A 25,583-nucleotide genomic window follows, 5' to 3' on the forward strand; every position below is an offset into this window, starting at 1 on the left:
GCCAATGGAAAAAAGACAGACAGAGATCCCGGCCGACATATATTCGACGGCCGATCCGGTGGAACTGCCCGAAAACGCGTTCCGCGAGCTTGGAGCCGACGAACACTATCGTCCGCTGATGCACCCCGCTCATGATTACAAGGAAGTCACCCCCTACTCCGTCGGAGTCGGACTGCTACTCGCCGTAATATTCAGCGCCGCGGCCGCATACCTCGGCCTAAGGGTCGGACAGGTGTTTGAAGCGGCCATTCCCATAGCCATCATTGCCGTCGGAATGTCAAGCGCGCTGAAGAAAAACGGCGCTCTCGGCCAGAATGTCATGATACAGTCTATCGGCGCCTGCTCCGGCGTTATCGTAGCCGGGGCCATCTTCACTCTTCCCTCACTGTTTATACTTCAGGGAAGTTATCCTGATATCACCGTCAACTTCATCGAGATATTCCTCAGCTCACTGCTTGGCGGCGTGCTCGGCATACTATTCTTCATACCGTTCAGAAAATATTTTGTCAAGGACATGCACGGCAAATATCCCTTCCCGGAAGCCACCGCCACCACACAGGTGCTTGCGAGCGGACAAGGCACTGGGGCCGGAAGCCGTGCGCAGGCGCGTCTGCTTGTAGTGGCCTCGCTCATCGGAGGTATTTATGACTATATTGTGTCGACATTCGGATTCTGGGCCGAAGAGGTCTCGACGGCCTTCTGTGGATGGGGTGCCGCACTCGCCGAAAAGTGCAAGATCGTTGTGAGCTGCAACACCGGTGCCGCCCTCCTCGGCCTTGGATATATTGTAGGTCTTAAGTACGCTTTTGTGATTTTCGCCGGATCAGCATTCGTATGGTGGGTGATTCTGCCTCTGATGGGCACTTACGGAGCTCCGGAGCTTACCGCCCTATCGCCCGACGCGCTTTTTGCCGACTACGCGCGCCTCATAGGCATAGGTGGCATAGCCATGGCAGGAGTCATAGGAATCATAAAGTCGTGGGGCATCATCGTACAGGCAGCCGGACTCGCAGGACGCGAATTCAAGGGCGGAAAGACCGATCGCAAACCGCTTCGCTGGCAGGCCGACCTCTCCATGAAACATGTGGTCTTCTACATTGTCATCGCCCTCGTCGCCGTCTTTGGATTCTTTTGGGCGGGAGTGCTCCATAATTTCTGGCAGGCTCTTGTAGCATGGGTTGTCGTGACCGTCATAGCATTCCTGTTCACAACCGTTGCCGCCAACGCTATAGCCATAGTAGGCACAAATCCGGTATCGGGCATGACGCTGATGACGCTCATTGTAGCCTCTGCAATATTTGTGGCTGTAGGCATCAGCGGCACATCGGGCATCGTTGCCTCCATGGTAATAGGAGGAGTCGTGTGCACCGCCCTTTCGATGGCCGGAGGATTTGTGACCGACCTGAAGATCGGCTACTGGCTTGGATCGACACCGCGCAAACAGGAGAGCTGGAAATTCGTCGGAACACTCGTTTCGGCGGCAACAGTAGGAGGCGTCATACTCCTCCTCAACGACGTCTACGGATTTAGCGGTCCCAACGCACTTGTGGCTCCTCAGGCCAACGCCATGGCCAAAGTGATCGAGCCGATCATGATGGGAGGCGAAACGCCATGGATGCTTTACATTGCCGGCGCAGTGCTGGCTGTGCTGCTCAACTGGCTCGGCGTGCCGGCGCTGGCATTCTGCCTCGGAATGTTCATCCCCATGCAGCTCAACGCTCCCCTGCTTGTCGGAGGCGCGATAGCATGGTTTGTAAGCACACGTTCGGCTGACAAAGCCGTAAATGACGCCCGTCGTGACCGCGGCACACTCATCGCATCCGGACTCATCGCCGGAGGCGCACTCTTCGGAGTATTCGCCGCCCTTACACGTTTTGCCGGATTCGAATATGTAAATACGATGCCCGTGGCCATGACACAGGGACTCGGAATTGCAGTCTACATCGCACTGATCATCTATCTCGCATGGCAGAGCATGAAAGCTCGACCGACAGCAGCGTAAAACCGCTGCTGCACAACATCATCGCCCTCTCATTGCCCGCGATAGCAAGCAATCTGGTCACGCCGCTGCTCGGCATGACCGATGTGGCTATCGCGGGACACTTGGGGGGCGCTGTGTTTTTGGCCGCTATAGCTGTGGGAGGCAACATGTTCAACCTGCTCTACTGGCTCTTCGGATTTCTACGGATGGGATCCAGCGGACTCACCGCGCAGGCCTTTGGAGCCGACGACAAAATGCGTCAGGCCACAGTGCTCTATCAGGCGCTCACCGTAGCCCTTGCTATCGGAGTCGCCTTCATAATCATGCGCACGCCACTGTGCGGCATGCTGCTTGATATGATGGAGGTGGAACATCGCGCCGCAGCCATGGCCGCCGAATACTTCATGACACTCATCTGGGGAGCACCCGCAATGCTCGGCTCATTCGTCATGGCCGGATGGTTTCTCGGAATGCAAAATTCCAAGGTGACCATGTGGATATCCGTCCTTACTGTCATCGTCAATATCGCCGTCAGTCTTACACTTACACTGGCCTTGGATCTTGGCATATACGGGCTGGCCTTGGGCACGCTCTCGGCGCAATGGATCGGATTTACAGCTTCGGTCATCGTGTGCGGTCTGAAATATATCCCGTCATTTCCCGGATTCAGAACCGTATTTGCAGGAACTGATCTACTGAAATTCTTCCGGATAAACACCGACATATTTCTACGCACATTGTGTCTTGTCGGCGTCACTCTGTGGTTTACGCGCACCGGAGCAATGCAAGGCAACGAGACACTCGCCGCCAATGCCCTGCTTATGCAGCTGTTCACCCTTTTCAGTTTCTTTATGGACGGCTTTGCCTTTTCGGCCGAGGCTATATGCGGCAAATACTCCGGAGCCGGCCGACACCAGGCGCTGAAACAGGCATGCCGACTGCTGATATTGACATCAGCCACACTCGCCCTGATATTCACTGTCGGCTATGCCACACTCGGCACTGCCCTGCTCGAAATACTCTGCGACGATCTGTCCACACTGGCAGCCGCACGCGAATACGAGGTCTGGGCAATATCTATACCATTGGCCGGATTCATGGCGTTTGTCTGCGACGGAATATTCATAGGCCTTACAGCCACGCGGTCGATGCTCCTGTCCATGCTGTGCGCCACCGCCGTATATTTCACAGTATATATGCTTGCGTGGCCGACAATGCACAATCACGGCCTGTGGCTGGCTTTTCTATGCTATCTGGCCGTGCGCGGACTATTGCTCGCACTGCTGCTCGCCAAAGGATCACGCGGAGAAGTCGCCTGAAACTCCTTGCGATACCACGGAGTGGAATAAGCCAGATCAAGGAACTCACGGCGACTCCACTTCAGTTCGGACAGAGCCGTCATATCGACAGCCAGAGGCTTGACATCAGGCACAAAGACAGCATTGGGCGAAGTAACCACCTCACGCGCCTTGTCGCTTCCATTGCCAAAAAACAGCACAGTGCTTTTCTCAAGAAATCCGGCATAGCTGTCGGCGTCGAGAATCATAGGAGCCGGCTCCAGCAATGGTGTCAGAGCCTGATCATAGACTCCTGTAAACACCTCCATGCGGCGTGCATCGATCATCGGAGCATAAACCGCCCCCTCGGGGTATTCATATCCAGAAAACATCACCGACACCGCAAGAAGCTGCAAAGTGTCGACACCTATCAGGGGTAGTCCCAGAGCGTATGCCAGCCCCTTGGCCTCCGACAGACCGATCCGGAGTCCGGTATAGCTACCCGGACCCATAGAAACCGCCACAGCATCCAGTGAAAGCTCAAGCTCCCTGAGTCGGTCGAGACAATCCTTTATGAAACCGCTCAGGAGGGTTGCATGGTTGCGCTGCTCGAATTCCTCACGATGACAAAGCACCGTCCCTTCAGCCGACAAAGCGACCGAACACACCTCCGTCGAGGTGTCTATATTCAATATTACTGCCATTATTCAAGTTTTGTGCAAAGTTACGCTATTTCACCGTTAAATTCAAACATACTTTGAGTCTGCCGGGATTTTGCATGGATTCGTTCAATTTGTCGGGCTAACTCTATCACAGATTGCTCGCGATTCAACTTTTTATCGTAACTTTGTCAGACATTAAAACGAATATCAACAGTCTATATATACACTACTGAAATGCTGCTATCAATGACAGGCTTCGGCAAATCGGTTGTCGAAACAGAACACAAAAAAATAACCGTCGAGATCAAATCGCTCAACAGCAAACAACTCGACATGTCACTCCGTCTACCCTCGGCTTATAGAGCGGTGGAACTGGAGATGCGCAACCGCCTGGCACACCGGATCGAACGAGGCAAAGTCGAGGCTATAGTGACTGTAGAGAACATCGGCAGCGACTCCCCCACTCAATTCAACCTGCCGCTGCTCAAGACCTACAAGAAAAGTCTGGAGGATATCGCCGACGCTATCGGAGTGTCGCACCCCGCCGACTGGATGCCGCTTCTGATGAGGCTGCCTGACATCATGAAAGCCGAAGCACCGGCCGAAGACGAGCAGAACGAAAGCACCGCGCTCATTAAAGCGGCCGACGCTGCTACCGACGCCTTGGTGGAATACAGACGCGAAGAGGGCAGGAAACTCGAAGAGTTCTTCACCCAACGCATACGACAGATAGAGAACCTGCTGGCAGAGGTGCCTCGTTATGAAAATGAACGCGTCAGCAAGATTCGTGCCCGGATTGAGGACAATCTCGCCAAACTCGGACAAGTGGATATCGATCTCGGACGTCTGGAGCAGGAAATGATATATTACATTGAGAAGCTCGACATTAACGAGGAAAAACAGCGGCTTCGCCAACACCTGACTTATTTCATGGAAACACTCGACGGCGAAACCGGACAAGGTAAAAAACTCGGCTTCATCAGTCAGGAAATGGGACGTGAGATCAATACTCTCGGATCAAAAAGCAATCATGCCGAACTACAGAAAATCGTAGTGCGCATGAAAGACGAGCTTGAGCAGATAAAGGAACAGGTACTCAATGTGCTCTGAACCCGTGCATCTCCCCGGACATAAAAACCCATACTTACCCACCCCATAAACGCATATCATGGAAGGCAAGATCATCATCGTCAGTGCCCCGTCGGGCTGTGGCAAATCCACAATCATCAACCGGCTGCTGCAAAAAGGCGAAATCGACATGAAATTTTCAGTGTCGGCCACCAACCGTCAGCCACGCGAGGGCGAAGTTCATGGCGTCAGCTACTGGTTTCTTACTGACGAAGAATTCCGTCAGGCCATAGCCGACGACAACTTCGTAGAGTATGAAGAGGTCTATCCCGGACGCTTCTACGGCACACTGAAGAGCGAAGTCGAACGCAGGTGCCGCGAGGGTCACAACGTAGTGCTCGATATCGACGTCAAAGGCGGCGTAAACGTCAAACGCATGTATGGCGAACGCGCTTTGGCTCTATTTATCGAGCCACCGAGCATCGACGCCCTGCGGGTGCGTCTGGAAGGACGCGGCACCGAGTCGCCCGAAGCCATAAGCCAGCGCCTCGGCAAAGCTGAATACGAACTGTCGTTCGCCCCATCCTACGACATCCGGATCGTCAACGACGATCTCGACAAGGCGGTAGCCGATACCGAAAAAGCCATCAAACAATTTGTAGGCGCATGAAAATCGGTCTGCTTGGCGGATCATTCAACCCTGTCCACGTCGGCCACATGATGGTGGCAAACTATATGGCCCAGTTTGCCGGACTGGACGAAGTGTGGATGATGCTGTCACCGCAAAATCCGCTCAAAGACAGTGCCACGCTTATCGATGACCGTCATCGGCTCAAAATGCTTGAAATAGCAGTCGGCGCCGACCGGCAATCAAGGATAAAAGCTTGCGACGTGGAACTCTCACTTCCACGTCCGTCATATACCATCGACACACTGCGCTATCTCAACCGCCGGCATCCGTCGGTCTCCTTCAGCATCATCACCGGAAGCGACAACTGGCTCGGTTTCGGCAGATGGCGTGAGAGTGAGTCCATACTATCGGACTACGGTGTGATCGTATATCCCCGCCCCGGATTTCCTATCGAAACACCATCGCATCCCAACTGCCGCATAATCAATGCTCCAATAACCGAAATATCAAGCACATTCCTGCGGCAGGCACTATCAGGAGGAGCCGACATGACCTATTTTCTCCCTCCGGGAGTCTATGAATATATAAGACACAACCATCTCTATGAATGATACAGTTCTAAACAACAATGCCCTTGCATTCATCGGCCTGTGCAACGAATATTGTCAGGCAGCGGAATCGGCTGCCGAAACTGAGCGCAGAGATTTTATCGATACGATGCTCCGGCTGCTTCCCCGAATATACATTGCCGCTTCCGATCTGTCGGCCGACATATCGACAGAGGAAGCCTATATCAATCCGTCGCTGGAGGAAGATTACTATGAATCAGTGCGCCGCGCGATCGAAAACATCATGGGTCCGGACGACACGTATCTCGAAGTGTTTGAAGAAGACATGAAGTATTCCGACACACCCATAGCCGCAAGCCTCTCCGAAGGGCTGACCGACATATTCCAGTCGGTCTATAACTTTATAGAAATGATCAAACCCGATCCGCTGGCACTCGCCCCCGAAGCCCTTGCCGCGATTAAAGAAGACTTCGAAAGCTACTGGAGCCAGATACTTTGCAACAATCTCCGGGCCCTCAACAAAATCAAATACTCATCATCTGATATTGACTGATATGGAACAATACGACTACATCGACGACCTCTGTAAGTTTCTTGACTCTTCTCCGGTCAATTTTCTGGCCGTCGACACCGTGCGCCGACGTCTTGACGCCGAAGGATTCGAACGTCTTGATCCGCGCGAGGCATGGGAAATAAACCGTGGAGGACGCTATTATGTGACAAAAAACGACTCCGCAATATTCGCTTTCACTGTCGGCGACTCTGATCCGGAGGACGGCTTCCGTATCATCGCGGCCCACAGCGACTCACCCGGCTTCCGCATAAAGCCCGACTGCGAGATATTGTGCGACGGAAACATCGTGAAACTCAACACTGAAGTATATGGAGGTTCAATATTATACACCTGGTTTGACCGTCCGTTGTCAATAGCCGGAAGGGTGATGCTGCGCGGGCAGGATCCTCTGCGCCCCATCAGCCGTCTGGTAAGATTCGACCGGCCGCTGCTCACCATACCTCATCTCGCCATACACTTCAACCGCTCTGTCAACGACGGAAATCCTCTCTCGAAACAGAAAGACATGTTGCCGGTCATCGGCCGTGTCAATGCCAAAGGTGATGAAAAAGGACTTGTCAGACGCCTTGTAGCCGAAGAGCTCAATGTAGATCCTGAAATAATCATCGACTACGATCTGTCGCTTTTTGACACCACACCGGCATGCATTACCGGAATCAACGGGGAATTCGTTACATCAGGACGTATCGACGACCTGTCGATGGTGCATGCCGCGCTCACCTCCCTGCTTGAAGCCGGTAACGACAGAGGAGCGATCAAGGTCATGGCCATTTTCGACAACGAGGAGACCGGCAGCGGGACAAAACAGGGAGCAGCATCGCCTGTGCTCCGCAACATACTGAAACGTATATGCAATTCACTCGGATGGACCGATGAAGCATTCATGATCAGCATTGCATCATCGTTCATGATATCGGCCGACAACGCACATGCCGTCCACCCCAACTATGTCGAAAAGCAGGATCCGACCAATCATCCCACACTCGGCGGAGGCCCTGTCATCAAGATCAATGCCAACTGCAAATATATGACCGATGCCGACAGCGCAGCCGTGTTCAAAAACATCTGCGACATAGCCGGCATACCATGCCAGTATTTCGTCAACCACAGCGACGTAGCCGGAGGATCCACGCTCGGCAACATACTGACCGCGCAGCTTGATCTGCGTGGAGTCGACATGGGAGCGGGCGTTTGGGCCATGCACTCCGTGCGCGAAACCGCATCGACCGCCGATCACATCAGCATCATCAAAGCATTCTGCACCTTCTACGAGATATAAAAGAAGAGGGGACAGACAAGTCCCCGCATATATCAATCCGGCATATAGAACGTCGCCATATCTGTCATCATGCGATGAAGGATATGGCGACAATCGTAAAGCCGACAAGGACTACAGCCATAAACTCCGCACGGCGCGCCACTCTGATGGCGCGCACGGCATCGATGCGGCCTACCGGTCGGCTGTCTATGCCGATATAAGGTTTGTACACCGCCACGCCAAAATAATCGTGAGTCCCGCCAAAACGGCATCCCAGCACACCCGCCATAGCGGCCTCGGGCCATCCCGAATTAGGACTTGCATGACAACGGCCGAACCTGAGCACAAACCTCCATAAATCCGGCCGTCCGGCGGCAAGTATGATCAGCGCCGCAGTCAGTCGTGCCGGAATCCAGTTGGCGACATCATCTATCCGGGCTGCCACACGACCAAACGACCTAAATCTGTCATTACGATAACCGATCATCGAATCAAGAGTATTGACCATCTTATAGGCTACCATGCCCGGCACACCGAGAATCGCAAACCAAAACAAAGGAGCGACCACCCCGTCTGAAAGATTCTCGGCCAAAGTCTCAAGCGCAGCCGTTGCCACCTCCTGATCCGACAACGAGGCGGTGTCACGGCCGACTATACGCGCTACCTGACGGCGGCCATCGTCAATCGAACGGTCGAGAGCGTCGAACACAGCTCCGACCTCACGTGTCAGAGTCGTGCCGGCCAGACAGAAAAACACCATCACTGTGCAAAACAAAGTTTCAGCCCAAGGCCATGGGGCGAGCAGCAACAGAACCGCACCACACAACACATACGCTATGGCGACCAGTCCGACTGACGCGACAGCCCCTTTGGCCACACGATGCAACCCATGGTTGAGCATACGCTCCATGAACGCGATTGCCTTGCCCATCCACACAACCGGATGAGGCATCCACAACGGATCGCCTGCCAAAAGATCAAGCGTCCATCCTGCGGCAAGACCGATCAACAATATTTCCCAATCCATTCCTTCAATGCATCAAGAAGTAAATCGTTTTCGTCGCCACGCTGCGCCGCTATCCTGAAATGACCAGCAGACAGACCTGCAAAATTTGAAGCGTCGCGTATAAGCAGTCCGTGCCGACTGACAAGCCACTCCTTCAGTGCGGCTGCAGAACCACAGGGAACAGCACCCAAAAAGAAATTAGTGGCTGACGGAGTCACATCATATCCCATAGCTGCCATCGCGCACTGCATCCTTTTGCTCTCGGCAAGAAGCATATCCACCGGTATCACAGGCGGATTATCAATAAGAAATTCCGCGCACGATGATGCCAAGGCATTGACGGCCCATGGCATACGGTGCCGGCGGAGAGATCTGATGTTTTCAGCGCTCGCGGTCAGATATCCTACGCGCAATCCTGGCACGCAACACTGTTTTGTAAGCGAATGTAGCAGGATCACATTGTCATGACCAGCCATCGTACTCACATCGAGCTTTTCAGCCCGGCAATAGTCGGAATATGCCGTATCTATCACAAACATCACTGATAGTCTGCTGGCGATCAACGCTGCAAGACCGCCGGCATCAATCACTCTTCCGTCAGGATTGTTCGGATTGCATATCCACACTACGTCGCTCTTCACGGCGGCCTCCTCCGCATCACCGAAATAATCATACACTACCCCCGCCGCACTACAAGCATCGGCATATTCGGCAAATGTCGGCCCCACGATACCGCTGCGACGGCCTGCCGCAATATTGCGCGCTATCGTATATATGGCGTCGGTCACTCCGGCGGTCACCATGATCTGGCCATATTCTATTCCGATGTCATCAGCCAGACGATGTTCCAGGCTATATGGCTCCGGCTCGGGATATGACGCTACGAAATCGAGTTTTGAAGCCATAAACCGCTTCAACGCGCTGAGATCGGGATATTGCCATATATTGGTCGAAAAATTCACCTTGACAAGCCCGGAATATCTGTAGATATCATCACCGTGTCCCTCAGTCATAACTTATCATCCGGTATATCATATTCATATCGAGGCACTCTCTTAACCGAGCTGCGAGCGTGTCGTATTGCCTCTGGCGGTAAGCCCCGTAATCAGCCACACACCCGCTCAACCGGGGCAACAACCATGCTATCACCTCACTGTTGTCGAGAAAACCATGAATATATGTTCCATAACAATTGCCATTACGGCATCCGTCGGCTGTGCCGTCGGAAAGCATGCTTAAAGCGATAGCGTCCTGATCAAGCCGTGTCCGTCCCATGTGTATCTCGTAGCCATTGCCAACTATGCACGCACCGGCATCCGTCGTCATCTCGAATGCAATCCGGCGGATCTGCTTGTCAGCGGATATGACCGTCGTTACCGGCAGCAGACCAAGCCCGTCGACGCAATCAGTCTCTCCTTCATATCCCTCCGGATCATCAATCACGCGACCCATCATCTGATAGCCTCCGCATATACCGACCACCGGCAAGCCGTCGGCCGCGAGTCCGGTAATCGCCTCATCCATACCGGTAGCCTTAAGCCACCGCAGGTCGCTTATAGTAGTTTTGGTGCCAGGAATCACGATCATATCTGCCCCGACAAGCGCCTCGGCCTCGGCGGTATAATACACGTTTACGCCCGGAGTATGTTCAAGGACATTGAAATCGGTGAAATTGGATATATGCGGCAATCTTACGACAGCCACATTCACAGCTCCGGGCATTGGCGCCACACGCTTGCCTCCAAGCGCAACCGAATCTTCATCTTCTATATGGATATCGGCCATATAAGGAACGACACCCACTACCGGGACACCGCAACACTCCTCAAGCATACGGCGGCCACTATCAAACAGACGCATGTCACCTCTGAATTTGTTGACAATAATCCCTTTGATCAGCCGCCGGTATTCCGGCGGCTGCAACATCACCGATCCGTAGGCCGATGCAAACACGCCGCCACGGTCTATATCGGCGACAAGCAGCACGGCGGCATCGGCATATGCCGCCATCGGCATGTTCACGATGTCTGACTCACGGAGATTTATCTCGGCCACGCTTCCGGCTCCCTCCATCACTATAGGATTATAGCGTGACGACAGCCTGTCGAAAGCCTTGCAGACACCTCCGCGCAACTCCGCACGGACCTCACTGTCATAGAGCCTCGCCGAACTGTATGTTCCGGCTGCAACGCCGTCGACAACGATCTGACATGTAGAATCACCCTGAGGCTTCAGCAGCAAAGGGTTCATATCCGTATGGCAGTCGATTCCGGCGGCTTCGGCCTGCACAGCCTGCGCGCGTCCGATCTCGAAGCCTTCAGGAGTGGCATACGAATTAAGTGCCATATTCTGGGCTTTGAAAGGAGCCGGAGCATATCCATCCTGGCGGAATATGCGGCACAGGCCGGCTGCAAGCATACTCTTGCCGACATCACTCCCCGTACCGCCGAGCATCAGCGGACGCAGCCGCCTCATAGCGGTATTCATAAAACGTCCTGTATTGTTATGTAAGACATCATTAACATATTGCAAAATTACTTATATTTTTCCTTAACTTTGCAATATGAAACACAAGATAAAACCCGGACTGCTTCCACGCATCATTATCGCCATAGCAATGGGCATAGCTATCGGATGGATTTCGCCCGAATGGTTTGCCCGCCTGTGCGCTACTTTCAATGATATCTTCTCGCAATTTCTCGGTTTCCTGATTCCACTGATCATAGTGGGATTTGTCACCCCCGCCATAGGCGACATCGGCATCCGCGCGGGAAAAATGCTTATCGTGACGCTTCTGCTCGCATACGGAGCCACATTGTTTGCCGGCTATACATCTTACTTTACCGGCATCTGGCTGTTCCCATCCATGATCAGTCAGGACTCGGCGATGACAGCCGTAGAGCAGGGAGGCACGACTATAGAACCATACTTCACCGTCGGAATGCCTCCGCTTATGGGAGTGATGACCGCTCTGGTGAGTTCATTTGTCATCGGGCTCGGAATAGCCGTGACGTCGGCCGAAGTGCTCCGGTCAGCGTTCGCCGAACTGCGCTCCGTCATCGAGCTGACGATACGCAAGGCTATTGTTCCGCTTCTTCCATTCTACATATTCGGAATATTTCTTATAATGACCGTTTCAGGGCAAACCGGTACAATACTGATCTCTTTCGCAAAAATAATAGCCGTGATATTCGGCATACATGTGTTCATACTTGTGTTCCAGTATTGTATCGCCTCGATATTCGCCCGAAAGAATCCGTTCAAAATGTTATGGACCATGATGCCGGCTTATTTTACAGCTCTCGGCACATCGTCATCGGCCGCGACCATACCTGTCACTCTACGGCAGAGCATAAAAATGGGCGTCAGCGAGGATGTCGCCGGATTTGTCGTGCCGCTGTGCGCTACAGTCCACATGTCGGGAAGCGCGCTGAAACTGGTTGCATGCTCCATGGCTCTGATGATCATGCAGGGCATGGCATTCGATATAGGCATGTTCAGCCATTTCATAATAATGCTCGGCATCACCATCGTGGCCGCACCCGGAATTCCTGGAGGCGCCATCATGGCATCACTCGGACTGTTGTCGTCGATATTAGGCTTCAGCGAGGCGCAGAACGCGCTGATGATAGCACTCTATATCTCCATGGACAGTTTCGGCACAGCCTGCAATGTGACAGGCGACGGCGCACTCGCATCGATCGTCGACCGATTCTTCCGACCGCGACCTCGAAAAGTGCCTTCAGCATCCTGATCAGAGCAACAGGCAGGCATCGCCATAGCTGAGGAAGCGGAACTCACGCTCCATGGCCAAATCATACATGCGGCGCCAGTCGCCACCGGTAAAAGCTGACACGAGCAGCAGCAGCGTGGACTTGGGCTGATGAAAGTTGGTCACCATCGCGTCGACCACACGATAACGATATCCTGGAGCGATGATGATACGCGTGTCGGCTGTCAGGACATCGCTTCCATCCTTGCGTAGCCGGTCCAGGAGACAACCCATAGCCTCATTCCGGCTCATAGCGGTCGGATGACCATCGTAGGGATACCACTGCGGCAGTTCATCGAGCGACTCTCCACGCGAAGCCCTTACGCCTAACCAATACAGGCTTTCGAGCGTTCGCACGGAAGTGGTACCGACTGCCACCACACGGCGGTCGGTGCGTGCCAGCTCCTCTATCAGTCCGATCCCTACGCTTATGAATTCGCTGTGCATCGGATGCCCGCCGATTGTTTCTGATTTTACAGGCTGGAAAGTGCCGGCACCGACATGAAGAGTCAGTTCGCGCAATTCTACCCCACGCTGCCGCAGACTTTCGAACAGCGCCGGAGTGAAATGCAGCCCGGCAGTCGGAGCAGCCACCGATCCTTGTATTCGGGAGTAGACAGTCTGATAGTCCGTCAGATCGCTCTCTTCGGTATCGCGGTTTAGATATGGCGGAATAGGCAATTCACCCGCCGCTTCGATAATCTGGGAGAATGTCACCGAATCATTGTCCCATTCAAAGCCAATGACCGACGAAGCTCCTTCGTGCCGGAGGCGTCGGGCTGTGAGCACGACAGTGCCTTCGCCAGCTACATCGACATTCATGGTGACACTTCCCTCTTTCCATTTCTTGCTGTTGCCGACAAAACAACGCCACGAACATCCTATGCGCGATGCAAACGAGCGCTCGTAATCGGCCGGAGCTACAGGTTCCAGACAAAACACCTCTATACGGGCACCCTGGTCGCCACCACCCTTCCGGAAACGCAATCGGGCGTTTATCACCTTGGTATTGTTCATCACGAGCATATCATCGGACGACAGCAACTGCGCAATGTCGGCAAACACACGTTCCTCAAGACTGCCATCGCCATGACGCACCAGCAGACGGCATGTGTCGCGCACAGCCAACGGATGACGCGCTATAAGCCCGTCGGGGAGAGGATAGTCAAACGCTTCGATTGATATAAGTCGTGGATCAGTCATTTTCAACACAATTTTAGTGCAAAATTAGCAAAAAGCCTGCTAATTACATCATCCACCAGCGCCACCAGCCCAATATACTTGTCTAAAATCATGAAACTTAATTTTTTAGAGTAAAAAAACTCCTGAAAGATTTGGCCAAACGCTCGGAAAACCGTAACTTTGCAGCCGAATTCGTAATCTCTGGCAGGACATGCAGCCTGGCCATATTGCGACTAATATGTTAACATTTTAATTAAAACGATCACAATGGATTTAATTAAAGTTGTCGAGGAAGCTTACGCTACCGGCAAGAAACATCCCGAATTCGGTCCCGGCGACACCATCACCGTGGCCTACCGCATCAAAGAGGGTAACAAAGAGCGTATCCAGCAGTATCGCGGTGTGGTAATCCGTATCTCGGGCGACGGCGACAAGAAGCGTTTCACCGTCCGCAAAATGAGCGACAACATCGGTGTGGAGCGTATCTTCCCCATCGAATCGCCGTTCATCGACTCTATCACCGTCAACAAGTATGGCAAGGTGCGTCGCGCCAAACTTTACTACCTCCGTGGCCTTACCGGCAAGAAGGCCCGCATCAAGGAGCGCCGCGTCAACGTTGCGAAATAAGCTGCAACACCGACAAAAAAGCATCCGGGCAGTCCGGGGATTTATCCCCTCGACTGCCCGGCATTCTTTTATGCTTTATAAGCCTCAGGACTCTGCTTCAGCTTCGGGAGCGATGAGCTTATAGCCCTTGCCGTGGATGTTGATGATCTCGATTGACGGATCGTCGCGCAGATGTTTGCGCAGCTTCGTGATATACACGTCCATCGAACGGGCGTTGAAATAATTGTCGTCGATCCAGATAGTCTTTAGAGCGAAGTTACGCTCAAGAATCTCATTGACGTGAGCACACAGCAGGCTGAGCAGTTCAGACTCCTTGGTGGTAAGCTTGGTCATCTTGTCGCCAATCATCAGAGTCTGCTTCTGTGTGTCGAAAGTAAATTGTCCGATCTTGTACATCGTGATCTCCTTGCCCTTCTTGCCCTTTACGCGGCGCAGTATGGCCTCGATTCTGAACACGAGTTCCTCCATAGAGAAAGGCTTGGTGATATAATCGTCAGCACCGATCTTGAAGCCCTCGAGGATATCTTCCTTTATCGATTTCGCGGTAAGGAATATGATGGGCACCTCCGAGTTGACCGTGCGGATTTCCTGCGCGAGTGCGAATCCATCCTTTTTGGGCATCATCACATCAAGCACACACAAGTCGTACTTGCCTTTCAGGAAAGCCTTGTAGCCGCTTTCGCCGTCGGCAAACAGATCGGCATTATAGCCCTTGGCCTGGAGGTATTCGCGAAGAAGCATACCGAGATTCTCGTCGTCCTCGCAAAGCAGTATACGCAGTCGTTCTTCCATAATAATTTGTTTTTATATGTTTGTATTCATCTTTTCGCAAGCGGCAGAGTGATTATGAATCGTGTACCTTGCCCGAGTTCACTCTCCACCGTTATCTGTCCGCCAAGCTCCCTCACCATTTTGTTGACATAGGCCAGACCGAGTCCGAAGCCTTTGACATCATGCAGGTTGCCAGTCGGCACTCTATAAAATTTCTCGAATATTTTCTTTAGATCCTCACGACGGATACCGATGCCGTTGTCGGCCACTGTCACTTCAAGACGTCCGCCCGACACGTCGCGTGTTGTCACCGAAAGTTTAAGCGACTCATCCTCACGACGGTATTTGACGGCATTGTCAAGCAGATTGAAAATCACATTGGTGAAATGCATCTCGTCGACATGAATGATCGACTGTTCCGCCTTGAGCACAGCCTCTATATGGCCGCCATATTTCTCCACCTTGATCTTGAAAGTGTGGATAATATTCTCGACAATGGTGTTGGCATCCACATCCTGAAGTTTAAGTGTGGCCTTCTGACGCTCGAACATCGACATCTGCAACACCTTCTCGACCTGAAAACGCAACCGCTTCGTCTCATCGTTGATCACATTGGATATGTGCTCAAGCATATTCGACGACTTGCGTACAGAGCTGTCGTTGAGCATCTGCGCGGCAAGCGATATGGTGGATATGGGAGTCTTGAACTCATGTGTCATGTTGTTGATGAAGTCGTTTTTCATGTCGGTCAGCTTCTTCTGGCGGAAGATCAGGTAGATTGTTATGACAAACACCACCAGCAGCACAAACGTCATGATAAACGCCGGAATGATATAGTTGAGCGACGACATGATGTAATCACGCTTGGTGGGGAAGTAGACCTTGAGGTAATACATCAGATTGCGCGTATCGTTGGGAAAAAGCGTCTGCACAAACATATTGTCATTACCCACCTGCTCAGGCATGTAGCCAGCCGAATGATACACCGCGGCACCCTGACGGTTGACGACAGCGAATTCAAACGGCAGGTCAAGGCCGTTGTTGGCCAGTTCCATTCTGAGATATGTGGCCACCTTACCCGAATCTGCGCGTTCGGCGATCGGACGTGTGCTCGACTGGCTTATCATGCGCAGTATCACCTCGTTCATAAGCGTGCGCTGCTTAAGATACTGTTCCTGCAGTATCTCATGGGTCGGCCGCTGGCGCTGACGCGGAGTAAGAGTTATAGTCGGATCGAGCGCATTGAGATCGCCTTGCAGCGTCAATGCTCCCTTCTTGCCTTCAGGAGTGGTGAAAGAATACTGTATGCCACCCTGCTCGCCCGATGACGACGAGTAGCGTGGCAATACCGAGGTTTCGATCTGAGCCACATCCTCTTCAAGAAAATACTGCGTTTCGTCCTGCTCCAGATTGCCGGTGACAGCGTAAAGCGACCGCTTCACGCCTTCTGCAAACTGGTCATCGCGCATACGCAGTATGTTCTTCATGTACATCACCTGCACATACAGAAGCCCCGCAAATGTCAGAGCCATTATGATGGTTATTGCCCAGATTGTCGATTTTTTCATTTTATCACTTTACAGCCGTCAAGCGGCTATATGTTTTTTAATTTATTATGTTAACGCTTGAGATGCCCGAATTGTTAGCGGAGCATAAAAAAGTCAATACACCCGGTTTTAACACTTCGTGCCAAAATTAACAATTAAATGTGAATTTCGCAAATTTAATACGACAATTTGATACCGGCGATCATTGTATATAAACGACGTATATAAACGACGTCGCGCTGCCCGCATGAGGCAACGCGACGACCTTTTATCGTATTATAACCCGGATTTACATGTGAAGTGCATCTTCATCATCCGACGCCACATACTGACCGCCGGCAGGAAGAGTACGGCCGAGCAGCAGGTATCCGAGGATACCCGAGACAAGCGATCCCACCACAATGCCGAGTTTGGCATGATTGAGCAGATCGGCACCATGCACACCCATTCCGGCAAACGACAGATTGGCGATAAACAGCGATACTGTAAATCCGATACCGCCAAGCATCGCCACTGACGCCATCATCTTCCAGTTGGCACGCAGCGGCATCGGGGCGAGATGGAGCTTTACAGTCAGCCACGAGAAAAGGAATATACCCGCGCACTTGCCTATCACCAGACCGCATATTATCGCAAGCGATATACCTTCAACAATCGACAACGGATCAAGGTTGAGCAGAAATATGCCGGCGTTGGCAAAGGCAAACAGAGGCACTATGAAGTTATTGACCACCGGATGCAAGGAGTCTTCGAGATCCTGCAGAGGCGATATCACTTTGTCGGAAGCATACTCTATCATTTTGAGCCAGTCCATCTGCTCACGGTTGAGTATGCTCGACTGTTCGAGATGCTCATCGTCCTCATACTTGAAGTGAGCTATCGAGGCGCGAATGATCTTCACATATCGACGAGGCTTGAACACGGGCGATGCCGGCACACAGAATGCCACCAGCACTCCGGCGATTGTAGGATGCACGCCCGAATTGAGAAACAGAAACCACACACATCCGCCAATACCGAGGTAGAATATCTTGCTCTTGATGTGCATAGCACTGCCAAGCAGAAGCACTCCGAGAAGCACTGCAGCATAGACCAGCAGCATATATTCGATATGCGACGAATAGAAAGCCGCAATGACTATGATGCCGCCTATATCGTCGACCACAGCCAGAGTAGTAAGGAAAATCTTCAGCGAAATCGGCACCCGCGAACCAAGCATCGCAAGCACTCCCAGCGAGAATGCGATGTCGGTGGCCATCGGTATAGCCGATCCTCCTACATAGTCAGTACCCTTCGACAGCATGTAGAAAATAACCACCGGCACTATCATGCCTCCGAGAGCGCCCATGATCGGCAGCAAAGCCTGCTTGAACGACGACAACTCTCCGACAAGCACCTCGCGCTTGATCTCAAGACCTATCGAAAAGAAAAACACAGCCATCAGAGCATCGTTGATAAACTCCAGCATATTCATCGGCTCTCCACCATGGGAGAACAGATTGAAGCCGCCTATCTGCAGCCTCACCTCCTGTTCCCAGAACTCAAAATAGTAATGGTTAATAGCCGGGATATTGGCCACTATCATGGCCAACAGAGTAGATATTATCAGAATATTTCCGCCTGTAGCATGGCGACGTATGGCCTGACGTGCCGCAAAAAACGGAGCATGATGCTCACTTTCGACAATGTTGTTGATTTCGCTTGACATTTCGGTCGGTTGTTGTAACGGAGAGAGCGGTTGAAACAATATAAATTTATCACACAATAATATCACCCGTCTGCAGTTTCCTCATTCGGTTCACATATATGCAAAACTTGCCGATCACAAGACCGAAGACGGACATAATGTCAGATCAGTCGAGCTTGAGCACAGCCAGAAATGCTTTCTGAGGCACCTCGACCGAACCGATCTGCTTCATGCGTTTCTTACCCTTCTTCTGCTTCTCCAGCAGTTTGCGTTTACGGGATATGTCGCCTCCATAACACTTTGCGGTCACATCCTTACGCACAGCCTTGATGGTTTCACGCGCTATGATCTTGGCGCCGATAGCTGCCTGAATGGCTATATCAAACTGCTGACGCGGTATCAGCTCCTTCAGCTTCTCGCACATGCGGCGGCCAAAACCCACTGCATTGTCGGCATGAGTGAGGGTCGACAAAGCATCGACACTTTCGCCGTTGAGAAGTATATCGAGCCTGACAAGCCTCGACTCCCTGAAATCATGCAGATGATAGTCAAACGAGGCATAACCCTTGGATATGCTCTTGAGTTTATCGTAGAAGTCGATTACGATTTCGCCAAGCGGCATATCGAACGTCATCTCCATGCGGTTGCCGGATATGTATTCCTGCTTCACGAGTATGCCGCGCTTCGACAGGCAGAGGGTCATTATCGGGCCTATGAAATCGGCCACAGTGATGATCGACGCCCTGATGTACGGTTCCTCGATATGATCTATCAGCGTTGGTTCGGGCAATCCCGAAGGATTGTGCACTTCAGTCATGTTGCCATGCTTGTCAAACACCCGATAGGATACATTGGGCACGGTTGTGATTACATCCATGTCAAATTCGCGACCGAGGCGTTCCTGTATGATCTCCATGTGAAGCAGACCGAGGAATCCGCAACGGAATCCGAATCCGAGCGCCGCCGACGATTCAGGCTGGAATGTCAGCGATGCATCATTGAGCTGCAGTTTTTCGAGCGATGCACGGAGATTCTCGAAATCCTCTGTCTCTATAGGATATACTCCGGCAAACACCATAGGTTTGACCTCTTCGAATCCAGCTATAGCCTCGCTGCACGGACGGTCGACATGAGTGATCGTATCGCCCACTTTCACCTCGCGCGAGGTCTTGATACCTGATATGATATATCCGACATTGCCGGCCGAGAGCTGCTGCTGCGGCGCCATGTCAAGTTTGAGCACGCCGATCTCGTCGGCATGATATTCCTTACCCGTCGACACAAACTTCACAAAGTCACCGCGGCGGATCGTGCCGTTGACAATCTTGTAATATGCTATGATGCCTCTGAACGGATTGAACACAGAGTCAAATATGAGAGCCTGAAACGGAGCCTCCGGATCGCCATCGGGAGCCGGTATGCGGGAAATGATCGCCTCAAGAATCTCCGGCACACCAAGGCCTGTCTTGCCTGACGCACGGATGATATCCGAATGATCGCAGCCCAACAGATCCACTATCTGATCCTCTACTTCTTCAGGCTTGGCGCTGTCAAGATCCACCTTATTGACCACCGGGATGATTTCAAGATTATTGTCGATAGCCATGTAGAGATTGGATATCGTCTGAGCCTGAATGCCCTGCGAAGCATCGACAATCAGCAACGCTCCCTCACATGCCGCGATGGAGCGCGAAACCTCATAGGAAAAGTCAACGTGTCCCGGAGTGTCGATAAGATTCAGCACATATTGCTCATTGCCCGAAACGTAATTCATCTGTATGGCATGGCTCTTGATGGTTATGCCACGCTCACGCTCGAGATCCATATCGTCAAGCACCTGAGCCTGAAGATCCTTACCCTCAACGGTGTGGGTGTATTCAAGCAATCTGTCGGCCAGAGTACTCTTGCCGTGGTCAATATGGGCTATTATGCAGAAGTTGCGGAGATTCTTCATTATATTCGTGATTTTCGCCACAAAGTTACGAAAAAACCACTACATAGGCAAAAACCGCCTCGGCATGCACTCCATTGCTCCATCCATTTGCTACATATCCTCATGTGCTTCGCAAAAACAAACTGGATAGCAGTCGCTGTCAGAATATTGTTCCATCAACAAGGCTGGATTTATCTTGAAAAAGATTAGCCCATGGGGTCGGTCGTGTATTGACGCATAGAGACGCTGACAGATCTAAAAAAGACCATGTTAGATCGTTATACAAAGAGGAGATAAAGTTCATAAATTAGAACAGGGAGGTTTCCCTCCCTGCAATGCTCGCGCCGTAGCGTTGGCTAACCCTTTCAGGCTATCACAAAAGTAATAGTTTTCTTTTACACTCCAAACGATGACACCGCAAAAATTTCGCGAATTTGCCGAAAATTCCCTCAAAAATGCGACTGCTCGATGCGAACGGCCGTCTAAAGTCGTTTGAGCAGTGGTCAAACGATGTTCAATCGATAGCTTCCCACCAGTTCGGGCCGTGGCTGCGGACGGAGTATGACACGGCCGTTATCCGGGCGCATCAGGCGGCGGAGTGGCAGCGGTTTGAGCGTGACAAGGATGTGCTCCCCAACCTCCGGTGGGTGCCGTCGACGTCACCCAATCCGGGCGCGGATCATCGCATCTACTGGGGTACGATCCTCCCGGTGGATCATCCGTTCTGGTCGCGCCACCGGCCGGGTGACCGGTGGAACTGCCAGTGCTCGCTGGAGTCTACTGACGAGCCGGCGACAGGGATCAAGCATGAGGATGCGGTGGATCCGCACAAGGATGGACCCCACAAGGGACTCGGCGACAACCCGGGCAAGTCCGGCAGCCTGTTCGGCCAGGATCATCCGTACTATCCCGACAGCTGTTCGTCGTGTCCGTTTGCGGGAAGCCTCAAAAACCACCTGGGCATGCGATTCGGCAATAAAAAGAAGGATTGTAACAGCTGCCGCCAAGCCGACTATGCCATCCCCGACGAGGAGATCGAGCGCAGAAAGCAAAACCGTGCGAAATATCGAGAGCTGAAAAACGATCCTGAATGGCGCGACGTGGAATATGACAAGCGTACGGGCGGATTGCGAGGCCGGCATATCGGTCATATCATCCATGACAGCCCCAAGGCGGAGCGCTTCTTTGAAGGTCTTACTTCTACACAGCTCGAACTCGAGTGCCAGGCGGAGCTCTTCCGCATGGGGCGCGTCGCCTTACTCCTTGATGAGTCAAAAAAGAAGAATGGAGACAATCTTACCGCCCTTGATCTTGAACTGGATGGAGAGGTGATGGATATAAGATCAATAACAGGGCATGGGTGGTATTCGCACGCGCTCGAGAAAAAGAATACACAGCTAACCAAATACAATGCCCGCGAAGATGTAAAACATCCATCTAACTCCGTCTGCTTGTACTTTCACGATCCATCATTATTCGACCACAAAAAAATGATCAAATCCATTAAAAGATTCCAACATTACCGAGATAAACATGGTAATCTGTTGGATAGAAAGATCGAGCATGTTTATTGTGTGATCAAGGGAGCAGACAAACTACTCAAATATGATATATAAAACAAGCCGGGTCCCTCCTACATAGGAGCAACCCGACACCATTGGGCATGATAGCCTTGCGGCTAAAGACCATCGCAAAAGTAATATATTTCTTTTACACTCCAAACAATGACACCGCAAAAATTTCGCGAATTTGCCGAAAAAAGGCAAAAAGAGCTCGCAAAGCTTCTCCGCAGCGATCTGCCGCGGCTCATGGGAACAAAGGCGATGCAGCATTTCCGGGGCAATTTCGCCCGGGGTGGCTTTCTGGATGATAACCTACAGGCGTGGCCGTCGACGTGGCGTCAGCAGGCTCTCTCCGGAGCCGACGGACAGCGCGGGCCGCTGCTGTCGCGCACCAATACCCTGCGCAACCGGATCCTGTTCAAGCCTGCTCCGGGGCGCGTGCGCATCTACAACGATCTGATATATGCCGCTATCCACAACAACGGCGGCTGCATCACCATCACACCCATACTGCGCAATACGAAAGCATTAAAAACAGAAAAGGCCGCAGCGCAAGGCCACGACCTTTTCTATCATTTCGGCTGCGCTTCTGGAACGCCATGCGCCATGACAGCCGTTCTTTCATTCAGAGCATCAGTAGTTCCACTGACATGCAACCATTCTCAAGTTGGAGCATCCGATAGTACGGAAGTCTATGATCTGGTTATAGCGGCAATTGATGTAGACAAGAGCCTGATCAAACGAAACGTCGAGCGTCGAAATCTGATTGTTGTTGCAAAGCAGACGCTGCAGGAAGGTCTGATTCGAGAGATTGAGACTCGTCAGATCGTTATAGGAACAGTCGACAAAGAGCAGGTTCGGACAGTTGCTGACATCCAGAGTGGTCAGATCATTGTAGGAACATACCAGGTCAAGCAGGTTTTTGCAGTCGCGAAGGCCGAGCGTCACCATGTTGTTGTCGGAGCAGATCAGCGTGGAGAGCGAAGGCAGTCCGCTGACAATCATTGTATTTATCTGATTGTCATCGACGTTAAGATTCTGCAGGCTTTCCACACCGGCAAGATTCAGGCTTGTCAGCTTGTTGTAGCCGCAATAAAGGTTCTTGAGCTTCGTGCATCCCGAAACGTTGAGTGCTTCAAGATGGTTGCCCTGACAGTTGAGCGTCTGAAGTTCGGATACATTGGAAACGTTCAGTTCCACAAACAGATTGTTGGAAACATTCAGGTTCTTGAGCGACGGCACGCCATCGAAGTTGACGTTGTCCGACAGACGGTTTTTGTAGAGGGTCACCTTCTGGAGCACAGGACACTGTTGCATATCAGCCGCAGTCAGCACATTGCGGCTCGCATTGAGCTCGGTGAGCGCCGGAGCGTTGACTACGGCAACGGACGTAAGCTTGTTGCGCGACACATCGACTTTAGTCAGTGATTTGAAATTGTTGAGCGAGAGTTGTCCGGCAAGGTGCTTGTCCTTCCACTCGATCGCTGTGACATGTCCGCCGACGACAGTAAGTCCCTCCACTCCACCGCTGAGCTGCGACGGATTGGCTACCTTAAGAACCTGAGCATTTGTCGTACCGTTTTCCGATGTCTGGGCCAAAAAGGCCGAAATCTGCTTGGCCTCGTTTTTGTCGAGATTCTGTGCGAACACCGTCGAACACCCAAGCAGGACAGCTGTGATCAATAGAAACTTTTTCATATTACTTTTAATGAATTGTGTTAGTTTTTATAATCTTAACACACTCCAATCGAAAAAGTTTTTTCGCTTGATCAGACTATGAAAAAAATCCCCGATTTTTTCAGACAACCATGGTCGGGCCATATCCAACCTTGTCGGAACACTCTCTAAAACGGAGTCGGCTCGTCAGTAGCTCCAAGAAAATCGGCCGAACCACCCGAGAATGTAGCCCCTGCCGATGACGACATGCCGCCATCGTCGCCCGACGCATTCATCTTTGAGCCGACAGACACCGCCGATACCATCGGGCCGTCTTCCCAGTTCTCAAATCTTGCAAACTCCTTGCGAAACCGCATCTTGACGTCATCGACACGGCCGCTACGATGCTTGGCGACGATAAATTCAGCAAGTCCGCGTATGTTGCGTCCCTCCATATCGGTATCCGAACGCAGATAATACTCCGGGCGGTGAATAAAACACACGATATCGGCGTCCTGCTCTATGGCTCCTGATTCACGCAGGTCGGAGAGCTGCGGGCGCTTGCTGTCGCGGTCGCCATCCTTTCCGCGGGTTTCCACCGAACGGTTGAGCTGCGACAGCGCCACTATAGGAATATCCAGTTCTTTGGCCAACTGTTTGAGCGATCGAGATATCATCGACACCTCCTGCTCACGGCTGCCGAATTTCATGCCGGTGGCATTCATAAGCTGCAGATAGTCGATGATTATAAATCTCACCTGATGTTCCCTGACCAATCGGCGCGCCTTGGTACGCAGCTCAAGGATCGACAGTGAGGGTGTATCGTCAATATACAGCCGCGCATCCTGCAACTCCTTGACGCGGCTCATCAGCTGATCCCATTCCATTGGCGACAGCTGACCGCTCTTGATCTTTTCGCCGCCAAGCTCACAGACATTACTGATCAGACGGTTGACAAGCTGCACGTTGGACATCTCAAGCGAGAATATAGCTACAGGGATCTCATAGTTCACAGCCATATTCTTTGCCATCGAAAGCACGAATGCCGTTTTGCCCATAGCCGGTCGCGCGGCAATGATAATAAGATCCGAGCTTTGCCATCCCGAGGTGAGTTTATCGAGTTCGTGAAAACCTGATTCAAGGCCACTCAGTCCAGAAGCACGGTTGGCGGCAGCCTGAATCTGCTTGATGGCCTGCTCTATGACGGGATTGATCTGCGTTACATCCTTCTTTACATTGCGCTGCGAGATCTCAAACAGACGTCCTTCGGCCTCCTGCAGCAGATCGTCGACATCGTGTACCTCATCAAATGCCTTGGTGCTTATGTCGGACGAGAACGAGATAAGCTCTCTGGCAAGATATTTCTGCGCGACAATGCGGGCATGATATTCGACATTAGCTCCGGAGAGCACCCTTGATGTGAGTTCAGAAACCACTACCGGACCACCGATCTTTTCCAGATTGCCGTCAAGACGCAACTGCTCCGTGACCGTAAGCATGTCGATCGGTTTCTGAGCGGCGCCGAGCTGCTGTATAGCCGCATAGACCATAGAGTTGACCGGATCGTAGAAAGATTCGGGCTTCAGAAGGTCGCAGACCACCGAATAGGCGTCTTTTTCAAGCATCAGAGCGCCAAGCACGGCCTGCTCCACATCCAGATCGCGCGGAGGGACTCTACCTCCGAGATCGGCATCGTTTTTTGCACGTGGGGTATAATTGTTGCTACGCTTTGTTTCCATGGTGCAAAGTTACAAAACTGTCGCCGACTCTATGGCACGACGACACCAAAAGCTGTCAACATTATATCGACAAAGTTTTCC

At 52.1% G+C, this 25,583-nt stretch carries 21 protein-coding genes; 10 read left to right on the forward strand and 11 right to left on the reverse strand.

Annotation, left to right across the window (positions count from 1 at the left end):
• Window positions 1-4 precede the first annotated feature (4 nt).
• Together NF347_RS05730 and NF347_RS05735 are read left to right on the forward strand one after the other, a co-directional pair.
• Window positions 5-2,002 (forward strand): OPT family oligopeptide transporter, encoded by a 1,998-nt coding sequence (locus NF347_RS05730; protein ID WP_107681820.1) that lies wholly within the window; start codon window positions 5-7, stop codon window positions 2,000-2,002.
• Window positions 1,966-3,300 carry an MATE family efflux transporter gene (locus NF347_RS05735; protein WP_123541823.1) on the forward strand — a complete coding sequence of 445 codons (1,335 nt, stop codon included), beginning with the start codon at window positions 1,966-1,968 and terminating at the stop codon, window positions 3,298-3,300. The genes NF347_RS05730 and NF347_RS05735 overlap by 37 nt, the downstream gene beginning before the upstream one ends.
• Here NF347_RS05735 and tsaB read toward each other — a convergent pair.
• Window positions 3,231-3,962: a tRNA (adenosine(37)-N6)-threonylcarbamoyltransferase complex dimerization subunit type 1 TsaB gene (gene tsaB, locus NF347_RS05740; RefSeq protein WP_107034789.1), complete on the reverse strand. Its 732-nt coding sequence runs from the start codon at window positions 3,960-3,962 to the stop codon at window positions 3,231-3,233. The two genes, NF347_RS05735 and tsaB, sit on opposite strands and share 70 nt — an antisense overlap.
• A gap of 192 nt (window positions 3,963-4,154) precedes the next feature.
• Between tsaB and NF347_RS05745 the strand changes: the two genes are divergently transcribed.
• The 5 genes from NF347_RS05745 to NF347_RS05765 are packed head-to-tail and all read left to right on the forward strand — an operon-like array spanning window position 4,155 to window position 8,041.
• Complete coding sequence (locus tag NF347_RS05745; RefSeq protein WP_107034790.1) at window positions 4,155-5,030, forward strand: YicC/YloC family endoribonuclease; 876 nt, start codon at window positions 4,155-4,157, stop codon at window positions 5,028-5,030.
• Between the two features lie 58 nt (window positions 5,031-5,088).
• The gene (gene gmk / locus NF347_RS05750) at window positions 5,089-5,658 is read left to right on the forward strand and encodes a guanylate kinase (RefSeq protein WP_107034791.1); all 570 of its coding nucleotides are present in this window, start codon (window positions 5,089-5,091) and stop codon (window positions 5,656-5,658) included.
• Window positions 5,655-6,230: a nicotinate (nicotinamide) nucleotide adenylyltransferase gene (nadD, locus tag NF347_RS05755; RefSeq protein ID WP_107034792.1), complete on the forward strand. Its 576-nt coding sequence runs from the start codon at window positions 5,655-5,657 to the stop codon at window positions 6,228-6,230. The genes gmk and nadD overlap by 4 nt, the downstream gene beginning before the upstream one ends.
• On the forward strand, window positions 6,223-6,741 hold the full coding sequence (locus tag NF347_RS05760; RefSeq protein WP_107034793.1) for a DUF5063 domain-containing protein: 519 nt from the start codon (window positions 6,223-6,225) through the stop codon (window positions 6,739-6,741). Before nadD ends, NF347_RS05760 begins: the two co-directional genes overlap by 8 nt.
• 1 nt (window position 6,742) lies before the next feature.
• Window positions 6,743-8,041 carry a M18 family aminopeptidase gene (locus NF347_RS05765; RefSeq protein WP_107034794.1) on the forward strand — a complete coding sequence of 433 codons (1,299 nt, stop codon included), beginning with the start codon at window positions 6,743-6,745 and terminating at the stop codon, window positions 8,039-8,041.
• Between the two features lie 67 nt (window positions 8,042-8,108).
• On the opposite strand, the gene cbiB is transcribed toward NF347_RS05765, so the two are convergent.
• The 3 genes from cbiB to NF347_RS05780 are packed head-to-tail and all read right to left on the reverse strand — an operon-like array spanning window position 8,109 to window position 11,513.
• Window positions 8,109-9,047 carry an adenosylcobinamide-phosphate synthase CbiB gene (cbiB, locus tag NF347_RS05770; RefSeq protein ID WP_107034795.1) on the reverse strand — a complete coding sequence of 313 codons (939 nt, stop codon included), beginning with the start codon at window positions 9,045-9,047 and terminating at the stop codon, window positions 8,109-8,111.
• Window positions 9,026-10,039 (reverse strand): aminotransferase class I/II-fold pyridoxal phosphate-dependent enzyme, encoded by a 1,014-nt coding sequence (locus tag NF347_RS05775; RefSeq protein ID WP_107034796.1) that lies wholly within the window; start codon window positions 10,037-10,039, stop codon window positions 9,026-9,028. The genes cbiB and NF347_RS05775 overlap by 22 nt, the downstream gene beginning before the upstream one ends.
• Window positions 10,032-11,513, reverse strand: coding sequence for a cobyric acid synthase (locus tag NF347_RS05780; protein WP_107034797.1), 1,482 nt, complete (start codon window positions 11,511-11,513; stop codon window positions 10,032-10,034). Before NF347_RS05780 ends, NF347_RS05775 begins: the two co-directional genes overlap by 8 nt.
• Window positions 11,514-11,589: 76 nt before the next feature.
• On the opposite strand from NF347_RS05780, the gene NF347_RS05785 reads away from it, so the two are divergent.
• Window positions 11,590-12,780, forward strand: coding sequence for a dicarboxylate/amino acid:cation symporter (locus NF347_RS05785; protein WP_107034798.1), 1,191 nt, complete (start codon window positions 11,590-11,592; stop codon window positions 12,778-12,780).
• Here the strand turns inward: NF347_RS05785 and NF347_RS05790 are convergent, their stop codons facing one another.
• Window positions 12,781-14,001, reverse strand: a complete 1,221-nt coding sequence (locus tag NF347_RS05790; RefSeq protein ID WP_107034799.1) for an S-adenosylmethionine:tRNA ribosyltransferase-isomerase — start codon at window positions 13,999-14,001, stop codon at window positions 12,781-12,783.
• Window positions 14,002-14,247: 246 nt separating this feature from the next.
• Between NF347_RS05790 and rplS the strand changes: the two genes are divergently transcribed.
• Entirely contained in the window at window positions 14,248-14,607 is a 360-nt protein-coding gene (gene rplS / locus NF347_RS05795) for a 50S ribosomal protein L19 (RefSeq protein WP_107034800.1), read from the forward strand.
• An 84-nt stretch (window positions 14,608-14,691) separates the two neighbouring features.
• On the opposite strand, the gene rprY is transcribed toward rplS, so the two are convergent.
• From rprY to lepA, 4 genes are all read right to left on the reverse strand, one after another.
• On the reverse strand, window positions 14,692-15,399 hold the full coding sequence (gene rprY, locus NF347_RS05800; protein WP_107034801.1) for a response regulator transcription factor RprY: 708 nt from the start codon (window positions 15,397-15,399) through the stop codon (window positions 14,692-14,694).
• Window positions 15,400-15,425: 26 nt separating this feature from the next.
• The gene (locus tag NF347_RS05805) at window positions 15,426-16,946 is read right to left on the reverse strand and encodes a sensor histidine kinase (RefSeq protein ID WP_107034802.1); all 1,521 of its coding nucleotides are present in this window, start codon (window positions 16,944-16,946) and stop codon (window positions 15,426-15,428) included.
• 268 nt (window positions 16,947-17,214) lie between these two features.
• Window positions 17,215-18,633, reverse strand: coding sequence for a Na+/H+ antiporter NhaA (gene nhaA / locus NF347_RS05810; RefSeq protein WP_107034803.1), 1,419 nt, complete (start codon window positions 18,631-18,633; stop codon window positions 17,215-17,217).
• Between the two features lie 145 nt (window positions 18,634-18,778).
• The gene (lepA, locus tag NF347_RS05815) at window positions 18,779-20,566 is read right to left on the reverse strand and encodes a translation elongation factor 4 (protein WP_107034804.1); all 1,788 of its coding nucleotides are present in this window, start codon (window positions 20,564-20,566) and stop codon (window positions 18,779-18,781) included.
• A gap of 434 nt (window positions 20,567-21,000) precedes the next feature.
• Here lepA and NF347_RS05820 point away from each other — a divergent pair, with 434 nt between their 5' ends.
• Window positions 21,001-22,161: a phage head morphogenesis protein gene (locus NF347_RS05820; RefSeq protein WP_107034805.1), complete on the forward strand. Its 1,161-nt coding sequence runs from the start codon at window positions 21,001-21,003 to the stop codon at window positions 22,159-22,161.
• 579 nt (window positions 22,162-22,740) lie between these two features.
• On the opposite strand, the gene NF347_RS05825 is transcribed toward NF347_RS05820, so the two are convergent.
• Together NF347_RS05825 and dnaB are read right to left on the reverse strand one after the other, a co-directional pair.
• Window positions 22,741-23,805: a leucine-rich repeat domain-containing protein gene (locus NF347_RS05825; RefSeq protein ID WP_107034806.1), complete on the reverse strand. Its 1,065-nt coding sequence runs from the start codon at window positions 23,803-23,805 to the stop codon at window positions 22,741-22,743.
• 146 nt (window positions 23,806-23,951) lie between these two features.
• Window positions 23,952-25,502 carry a replicative DNA helicase gene (dnaB, locus tag NF347_RS05830; RefSeq protein WP_107681717.1) on the reverse strand — a complete coding sequence of 517 codons (1,551 nt, stop codon included), beginning with the start codon at window positions 25,500-25,502 and terminating at the stop codon, window positions 23,952-23,954.
• Window positions 25,503-25,583: the final 81 nt, after the last annotated feature.

Source organism: Paramuribaculum intestinale (assembly GCF_030759015.1).
GTDB lineage: Bacteria > Bacteroidota > Bacteroidia > Bacteroidales > Muribaculaceae > Paramuribaculum > Paramuribaculum intestinale.

Coding starts and splice junctions, on each gene's coding strand:
- NF347_RS05790 (WP_107034799.1), bottom strand. CDS start 14,001: ATGACTGATCCACGACTTATATCAATCGAAGCGTTTGACTATCCTCTC.
- NF347_RS05780 (WP_107034797.1), bottom strand. CDS start 11,513: ATGAATACCGCTATGAGGCGGCTGCGTCCGCTGATGCTCGGCGGTACG.
- cbiB (WP_107034795.1), bottom strand. CDS start 9,047: ATGGATTGGGAAATATTGTTGATCGGTCTTGCCGCAGGATGGACGCTT.
- gmk (WP_107034791.1), top strand. CDS start 5,089: ATGGAAGGCAAGATCATCATCGTCAGTGCCCCGTCGGGCTGTGGCAAA.
- NF347_RS05745 (WP_107034790.1), top strand. CDS start 4,155: ATGCTGCTATCAATGACAGGCTTCGGCAAATCGGTTGTCGAAACAGAA.
- rprY (WP_107034801.1), bottom strand. CDS start 15,399: ATGGAAGAACGACTGCGTATACTGCTTTGCGAGGACGACGAGAATCTC.
- NF347_RS05765 (WP_107034794.1), top strand. CDS start 6,743: ATGGAACAATACGACTACATCGACGACCTCTGTAAGTTTCTTGACTCT.
- NF347_RS05735 (WP_123541823.1), top strand. CDS start 1,966: ATGGCAGAGCATGAAAGCTCGACCGACAGCAGCGTAAAACCGCTGCTG.
- lepA (WP_107034804.1), bottom strand. CDS start 20,566: ATGAAGAATCTCCGCAACTTCTGCATAATAGCCCATATTGACCACGGC.
- NF347_RS05730 (WP_107681820.1), top strand. CDS start 5: ATGGAAAAAAGACAGACAGAGATCCCGGCCGACATATATTCGACGGCC.
- NF347_RS05825 (WP_107034806.1), bottom strand. CDS start 23,805: ATGAAAAAGTTTCTATTGATCACAGCTGTCCTGCTTGGGTGTTCGACG.
- NF347_RS05775 (WP_107034796.1), bottom strand. CDS start 10,039: ATGACTGAGGGACACGGTGATGATATCTACAGATATTCCGGGCTTGTC.
- tsaB (WP_107034789.1), bottom strand. CDS start 3,962: ATGGCAGTAATATTGAATATAGACACCTCGACGGAGGTGTGTTCGGTC.
- NF347_RS05785 (WP_107034798.1), top strand. CDS start 11,590: ATGAAACACAAGATAAAACCCGGACTGCTTCCACGCATCATTATCGCC.
- rplS (WP_107034800.1), top strand. CDS start 14,248: ATGGATTTAATTAAAGTTGTCGAGGAAGCTTACGCTACCGGCAAGAAA.
- NF347_RS05820 (WP_107034805.1), top strand. CDS start 21,001: ATGCGACTGCTCGATGCGAACGGCCGTCTAAAGTCGTTTGAGCAGTGG.
- nhaA (WP_107034803.1), bottom strand. CDS start 18,633: ATGTCAAGCGAAATCAACAACATTGTCGAAAGTGAGCATCATGCTCCG.
- nadD (WP_107034792.1), top strand. CDS start 5,655: ATGAAAATCGGTCTGCTTGGCGGATCATTCAACCCTGTCCACGTCGGC.
- dnaB (WP_107681717.1), bottom strand. CDS start 25,502: ATGGAAACAAAGCGTAGCAACAATTATACCCCACGTGCAAAAAACGAT.
- NF347_RS05805 (WP_107034802.1), bottom strand. CDS start 16,946: ATGAAAAAATCGACAATCTGGGCAATAACCATCATAATGGCTCTGACA.
- NF347_RS05760 (WP_107034793.1), top strand. CDS start 6,223: ATGAATGATACAGTTCTAAACAACAATGCCCTTGCATTCATCGGCCTG.